The sequence below is a fragment of the Aeromonas sp. Prich7-2 genome, assembly GCF_017939255.1.
Taxonomy (GTDB): Bacteria; Pseudomonadota; Gammaproteobacteria; order Enterobacterales; family Aeromonadaceae; genus Aeromonas; species Aeromonas caviae.
In genome coordinates this window covers 1-6,286 of record NZ_JAGKRI010000286.1, presented here as the reverse complement: position 1 = coordinate 6,286, position 6,286 = coordinate 1, and the positions used below count along the sequence as shown (strand labels likewise).

The 6,286-nt window shown below is 57.3% G+C and carries 3 protein-coding genes and 4 pseudogenes; 4 read left to right on the top strand and 3 right to left on the bottom strand.

Translation table 11 applies throughout. The features are described 5' to 3' along the window. Positions 1–148: 148 nt before the first annotated feature. Positions 149–979: pseudogene (locus J9892_RS21705) on the bottom strand (IS630 family transposase); the annotation flags it as partial. Between the two features lie 161 nt (positions 980–1,140). Then, a complete protein-coding gene (locus J9892_RS21700) occupies positions 1,141–2,148 on the bottom strand; it encodes a substrate-binding domain-containing protein (protein WP_082030023.1) in 1,008 nt (335 codons plus the stop codon). A gap of 201 nt (positions 2,149–2,349) precedes the next feature. Between J9892_RS21700 and galE the strand changes: the two genes are divergently transcribed. From galE to J9892_RS21680, 4 genes and pseudogenes are all read left to right on the top strand, one after another. Then, positions 2,350–3,363 (top strand): UDP-glucose 4-epimerase GalE, encoded by a 1,014-nt coding sequence (galE, locus tag J9892_RS21695; RefSeq protein ID WP_021141160.1) that lies wholly within the window; start codon positions 2,350–2,352, stop codon positions 3,361–3,363. A 60-nt stretch (positions 3,364–3,423) separates the two neighbouring features. Beyond that, positions 3,424–4,483: pseudogene (locus tag J9892_RS25250) on the top strand (UDP-glucose--hexose-1-phosphate uridylyltransferase). Further along, positions 4,480–5,628 (top strand): galactokinase, encoded by a 1,149-nt coding sequence (galK, locus tag J9892_RS21685; protein WP_021141162.1) that lies wholly within the window; start codon positions 4,480–4,482, stop codon positions 5,626–5,628. Before J9892_RS25250 ends, galK begins: the two are co-directional and overlap by 4 nt. Positions 5,629–5,648: 20 nt before the next feature. Continuing rightward, positions 5,649–6,146: pseudogene (locus J9892_RS21680) on the top strand (pyruvate kinase); the annotation flags it as partial. A gap of 16 nt (positions 6,147–6,162) precedes the next feature. Here J9892_RS21680 and J9892_RS21675 read toward each other — a convergent pair. Further along, a pseudogene (locus J9892_RS21675) lies at positions 6,163–6,286 on the bottom strand (ISAs1 family transposase); the annotation flags it as partial.

The window sequence follows — 6,286 nt, the reverse complement described above, 5'->3', positions numbered from 1 at the left end:
ATCCTGTCGTTGGTGGAGACCGGCAAGCGATTGGGCCGCTGCCCACAGGAGTGGTTGAGGGCCGTGGTCAGGGCGTGCATCGAGAAGACAGATTATCCCATCCCGGCAGAACTGATGCCGTCAACCCCGTCCTGGTGAATAGATACTTTTTCTTCAACCATCGCTCGGTCTGTTTGCTTTTGTGAATGATGTAGTTATCGAGGATCAGCGTGATGGTTTTGGCTCGTCGGTAGTGGCGACGCAGCTTTTCCAGCATGGCGATAAACAGGGATGAGTTTTTCTTTATCCCACTGACGTAAAGCACTCTTCCGTTGCCTGCATGGAGAACGCCTGCCAGGTAATGTTTCGCGTTCTGTCCCGGCGTGACAACCCGCTTTTGCTGCGCTCTGAACATCCAGTCGGCCCCTAATTTGGGATTGAGGTCTATATCGACTTCATCCTCATAAAACACCGGATTATCGGCATCACAGCGGGCCAGCGCAGCGTCGATATCCGCCATTTTCTCCTGATAGGCTGGGTCTTTTATCCGCAAGGTCGGCACGGGCCTTCGCCAGACAATGCCCATACGCGGTAACCATCGACGGAGCGTGGAGGCTGCCATATTGAGGCCTGTTAACCGATTGATTTTGATAGCCAATAGTTCGGTACACCAGCGGCTGCGCTGATAACCAAAATCTTGCGGAGAAAACTGCATGAGCAGCACCAGTAAGGTGACAATCTTGGCGACAGGTAAGATCGGGGCACGGCCAGCCGGTAAGGCTTCTAACGCCCCCACACCTTCATCCCGATACCACCGAAGCCAACGGCCGATGGTCGAGCGAGCAGCGCCGGTAAGGTGATGAACATCAGTGATCGTGCGTCCTTCATGTAACAGCAAGATGGCCATCAAGCGACGAGCATGCCCTTTATCACGCGTGGCATGGATGATTTTGTGAATGCGGCGCCGTTGTGGTCGTGGCAGGGGTGGTAGGATAGGCATCAACTCAGTCCTTTTGGTGTGGCTTGTTTTGTTTCGCGCCTAATGAGATCGCACAAACTGGACTGAGTTCCCTTCCTCCTGTGATCTACTATTCGGAACAGCTATTTAGTTATTAGCACACAAAATGATTGACTTATGCCGCGGGGAAAACTAACAAGTTGTCATTCCGACATAGGACGAGCGACTGACTGACGATTTATTAGAAGTGGTGTATATATACGAGAGTGCTCGGGTGAAGACTCCCCACGAATCAAGGCAAGTGATAACCTTGTGGCCTGAGCTGCCATCAACTCAATAGGGTAACGCATAGTCGTTAGTTTAGGACGCAAATATCGAGCATAGATAATGTCATCAAAGCCTATCACGGACACTTCTTCCGGAACTTTGACTCCATTATCAGCCAGTACAGAGAGGGCGCCTGCCGCCATAGCATCATTGTAGGTTACTATAGCTGTAAGCTTTGCTCCTTTGGCGAGTAGGTTCAGCGTCGCCTGCTCCCCCCCTTCTTCATTTGGTTGGGCAAATTCAATCAACTCATCACTTGGAGCAATCCCTGCGCATATCAATGCATCCCGATAACCATTCAAGCGTGACTCTGCATCCTCGATAGGTCGATTTGAACCCAGATAAGCAATTTTGACATGTCCCTGCGCCAATACATGCCGAGTGGCTAACGTGGTTCCTTGCTGGTTATTCAATGCGATACAACGCACCTGAAGAGCTGGAATGTAACGATTAATCAATACCAAACCAGGAATGCGCTCAGCATATTGCAGCAATTCGTCATCAGATAATGCCTTGCTATGTACAACAAGCCCTTCACAACGGCGAGCAATCAACAACTCTATTGCTTCCCGTTCAGCGTCTGCTGTATGTCGTCCATTTCCCATCAACAAATGCAGCCCCTGCTCCGTAGTAACAGTGCCTACACCTTTCACCAATGCCCCAAAGAAGGGATCCGCCACGTCCCCAACAACAACACCAAAGGTATCACAACACTGGTTAGCTAGGGCCCTGGCATTTGCATTAGGAGTGTAACCAAGCTCAGTTATTGCTCTCTGCACTGCGACCCGGGACGCTGCGCTGGCTTTTGGCGAATTGTTCATCACTCGTGAGACCGTTGCCACCGATACATTGGCTAACCGAGCGACGTCCTTGATGGTACTCATACTGTTTTCACTCATTTTCACATTATAGTTAAACACTATTATACCCTTGAAAGTAATTGAAAAAAATAGAGAAAAATGATCTTGCAATGTAGTCTCACACTAAATTAGTGTAACCGCTTACACTGATTTGTAGATGAGCTCACAGTTTACGTCGAGGCCTCTCGTTTAGACTGTTACCAATGTTTTTATATGGAGAGCAAGATGAATGTTCTAGTCACCGGCGGTTGCGGATATATCGGCAGCCACACCTGTCTGGCCCTGCAAGCGGCAGGCATGAATCCCGTGGTGGTCGACAACCTCGGCAACAGCAAGCGCAGCGTGCTGGCCCGAGTCGCCGCCATCAGCGGCCAGCAACCCCAGTTCTATCAAGGGGATATTCGCGATGCCGCCCTGCTGGAGCGGATCTTCGCCGAGCAACAGATCGATGCAGTGATCCACTTTGCCGCCCTCAAAGCGGTCGGTGAATCGACCCGCATTCCACTGGATTACTACGAAAACAACCTCGGCGGCACCCTCACCCTGCTGCAGGCGATGAAGCGGGCCAATGTGCACAATCTGGTGTTCAGCTCCTCGGCCACCGTCTACGGCGATCCCGCTAGCCTGCCGATCCGCGAGGATTTCCCTCGCTGCGCCACCAACCCCTACGGGCGATCCAAGCTGCTCATCGAGGAGATCCTCGAAGATCTGCAGCTGGCCGAGCCCCACTGGAGCATGACCCTGCTGCGCTACTTCAATCCGGTCGGCGCCCACGACTCGGGCACTATGGGTGAAGACCCGCAAGGGATCCCCAACAATCTGATGCCCTATATCACCCAGGTGGCCATCGGCCGTCGCGACTGCCTGTCGGTCTTTGGAAACGATTACCCCACGCCGGACGGCACCGGCGTGCGCGACTACATCCACGTGATGGATCTCGCCGAGGGGCACGTCAAGGCACTGCAACACTGCGCCGGCAAGGGTGGTGTACACACCTACAACCTGGGCACCGGCCAGGGCCAGAGTGTGTTGCAGCTGGTCACCGCTTTCTCTGCCGCCTGTGGCAAGCCGCTGCCATTTCGCATCGAACCGCGCCGCCCGGGCGATATCTCCGCCTGCTGGGCCGATCCGGCCAAGGCGCAGCGTGAGCTGGGCTGGCAGGCGACCCGGGACATAGACGCTATGTGCGCCGACAGCTGGCGCTGGCAATCCGCCAATCCGAACGGTTACGAAGAGTAGGTCTGCCTGCTCCCCGGTAATAAACGACTTTATTTTTCAATACATTATTCAGGAGAGATGATGTTCAACCCCGTCGATCATCCCCATCGCCGCTTCAACCCGCTGACCGGCCAGTATGTGCTGGTCTCCCCCCACCGGGCCAAACGCCCCTGGCAGGGACAGGTGGAGAAGGTGAGTCAGGCCCCCAAGCAAGCCCACGATCCCGACTGCTTCCTCTGCGCGGGCAACACCCGGGTCACTGGCGACATCAACCCCGACTACAAGAGCACTTTTGTCTTTACCAACGACTTCGCCGCCCTGATGCAGGATACCCCGGCCGCCGATAGCGCCAGCGATCCCCTGCTGAAGCTGGAAGCCGCCCGCGGCACCAGCCGGGTCATCTGCTTCTCGCCGGACCACGGCAAGACCCTGCCCGAGCTGCCGCTGCCCGCCATCGAGGGGGTGATCACCACCTGGATGGATCAGGTCGCCGAGCTGTCGGCCCAGTGGCAGTGGGTGCAGGTCTTTGAAAACAAAGGGGGCAGTCATGGGCTGCTCCAACCCTCACCCCCACGGCCAGATCTGGGGCAGCGACTTCCTGCCCAACGAGATCGCCCGCGAAGAGCAGCACCAGCGTGACTGGCTGGCCGAGCATGGCCGCCCCATGCTGCTGGAGTATGTGGAGCGGGAGTTGGCGGATCGCTCGCGCATCGTGGTGGAGACCGAGCACTGGCTCGCCGTGGTTCCCTTCTGGGCCGCCTGGCCGTTCGAAACCCTGCTGCTGCCCAAGGCGCACGTCCCCTCCATGCTCAACCTGACCAAGGCCCAGCAACAGGATCTGGCAGTGGCGCTCAAGGAGCTCACCAGCCGCTACGATAATCTGTTCGAGTGCAGCTTCCCCTACTCCATGGGCTGGCACTTTGCACCGCCCAAATCGGATTGCCCCGAGGCGTGGCAACTGCATGCCCACTTCTATCCGCCACTGCTGCGTTCCGCCACCGTGCGCAAATTCATGGTCGGCTTCGAGATGCTGGCCGAAACCCAGCGCGACCTTACCCCCGAGCAGGCTGCCGAGCGGCTGCGCGCTCTGAGCCCCATTCACTACACCCAGACCAGCCACACCAATGAGGAGGCCCTATGACCCCCAACCAACGTGTCAGCACCGTTTTTGCCGAGCAATTTGCCAAAGCGCCCGATCTGCTGGTGCGCGCCCCCGGCCGCGTCAACCTCATCGGTGAACATACCGACTACAACGACGGCTTCGTGCTGCCCTGCGCCATCGACTACGAGACCTGCGTTGCCATCGGCCTGCGCGATGACCGGCAAGTACAGGTGATCGCCGCCGACTACGACAATCAGCGCGACCAGTTCGACCTCGACCAGCCCATCGAGCACCACCCCAGCCAGCGCTGGAGCGACTACATCCGCGGCGTGGTGAAATATCTGCAGGAGCGCGGCTATACCCTGCGCGGCCTCGATCTGGTGGTCTCCGGCAACGTGCCGCAGGGGGCGGGACTCTCCTCCTCCGCCTCGCTGGAAGTGGCGATCGGTCAGGCCTTCAAAGAGGCGCTGGGGCTCGACATCAGTCAGGCCGAGATCGCCCTCAATGGCCAGCAGGCGGAGAACAAGTTCGTCGGCTGCAACTGCGGCATCATGGATCAGATGATCTCCGCCAGCGGCAAAACCGATCATTCCCTGCTGCTCGACTGCCGCTCGCTGGAGACTCGCCTCATCCCCATGCCGGCGGATCTGGCGGTGCTGATCGTCAACTCCAATGTGCGCCGCGGTCTGGTGGACAGCGAATACAACACCCGTCGCCAGCAGTGCGAAGAGGCCGCCCGTCACTACGGGGTCAAGGCGCTGCGCGACCTCGATCTGGCCGGACTGGAAGCGGGCAAAGCCGGGCTGGATGAGGCCTGCTATCGCCGTGCCCGCCACATCGTCGGTGAAAACGCCCGCACCCTGGCGGCCGCCGATGCGCTGGCGAGCCACGATCTGACCCGCCTCGGCGAGCTGATGGCCGAGTCGCACGCCGCCATGCGCGATGACTTCGAGATCACAGTGCCCGCCATCGACGGTCTGGTGGAGATCATCAAGGCCAGGATCGGCACAGATGGCGGCGTGCGGATGACCGGCGGCGGCTTCGGCGGCTGCGTGGTCGCCCTGCTGCGCCCGGAGAAAGTGGCCGAGGTGATCGCAGCAGTCGAAGCCGAGTATCCGACAGTCTCTGGCTTAAAGGCTGATTGTTATGTTTGTCGGTCAACTGATGGTGCTTGTAGAAATTAAATAAAACTAGGAACTCAAAAATGAAAAAGACCAAAATTGTCTGCACCATCGGTCCGAAGACCGAATCCAAAGAAATGCTGGCCAAAATGCTGGACGCCGGCATGAACGTCATGCGCCTGAACTTCTCCCACGGTGACTACGCCGAGCACGGCAGCCGCATCAGCAACCTGCGCGCTGTAATGGCCGAGACCGGCAAGCACGCAGCTATCCTGCTGGACACCAAGGGTCCGGAAATCCGTACCATGAAGCTGGAAGGCGGCAACGACGTCGCGCTGGTCGCTGGCCAGACTTTCATCTTCACCACCGACCAGACCGTGGTTGGCAACAAAGACAAAGTGGCGGTGACCTATGCAGGTTTCGCCAACGATCTGCGCGTCGGCAACCGCATCCTGGTTGATGACGGCCTGATCGGTCTGGACGTCATCGAAATCACCGAGCGCGAAGTTATCTGTAAAGTGCTGAACAACGGTGACCTGGGCGAGAACAAAGGCGTTAACCTGCCGGGCGTCTCCATCAGGGCTGACGCATCAGTGTTTATACTTTGAACAACCCCATACATTCGAACAAATATTGTTCATTCAGACAGCAGAGCCTGCGCTTGTTGGCCATGCTTAGATTACGTGATTTGTTTTGCTTCAGCATGTTCAGTATCCACTGC